General features: G+C 64.2%; 2 protein-coding genes. Both read right to left on the bottom strand.

Annotated elements, in window-relative coordinates; genetic code table 11:
* Positions 1-228, bottom strand: a 228-nt coding sequence (locus R5H29_RS14475) for a ParA family protein (RefSeq protein ID WP_332329350.1), incomplete at its 3' end; no start/stop codon positions are given.
* Positions 225-404 carry a hypothetical protein gene (locus tag R5H29_RS14480; RefSeq protein ID WP_332329351.1) on the bottom strand — a complete coding sequence of 60 codons (180 nt, stop codon included), beginning with the start codon at positions 402-404 and terminating at the stop codon, positions 225-227. The genes R5H29_RS14480 and R5H29_RS14475, both read right to left, overlap by 4 nt.
* Between the last annotated feature and the right edge of the window lie 88 nt (positions 405-492).

Below are 492 nucleotides of genomic sequence, written 5' to 3' on the forward strand. Positions count from 1 at the left end.
CCGCGCCACGGTGACGTGGCCGGTTGGGGCGATGCGGGTCTGCTCCTTGAAGAGCTGAACCGTCTCCGTCCCGCAGAGATGCCCCTCCAGCGTGTAGGTCAGGTTCGCTTGCTGATCGAGGTCGAGAACCAGCGTCCGGTATCGCTCTCCGAAGAACCAAGCAGCGTGGATCGCGAGCGTCGTTTTCCCGACACCGCCTTTCTCGTTCATGATGACAAGGGTTTTCACGTCCGAGCATCCTTCCGGCCGGAGCGGCCAGGCCGCCGGTCGGCCAAATCGGCGTCGGGAACGTCGAAGCCGATGGCTTTCAAACCCTGCATCATCATGCCGCGGACCGTCGTTCGCTCCTGCGCAGCGCGCACTTTCAGGGCGATATGCAACGGCTCCGAGACGGGAAAGGACACTGTCACGGTCCGGGCCTCGTCCGGCGGGGTGGATAGGGCAGGGGACTTCGGCGTCTCCGCCATCCTTCGGGGCATGCTTGGGCCTTAT

It is taken from the genome of Stenotrophomonas sp. A3_2, assembly GCF_036624925.1.
Lineage (GTDB): Bacteria > Pseudomonadota > Gammaproteobacteria > Xanthomonadales > Xanthomonadaceae > Stenotrophomonas > Stenotrophomonas hibiscicola.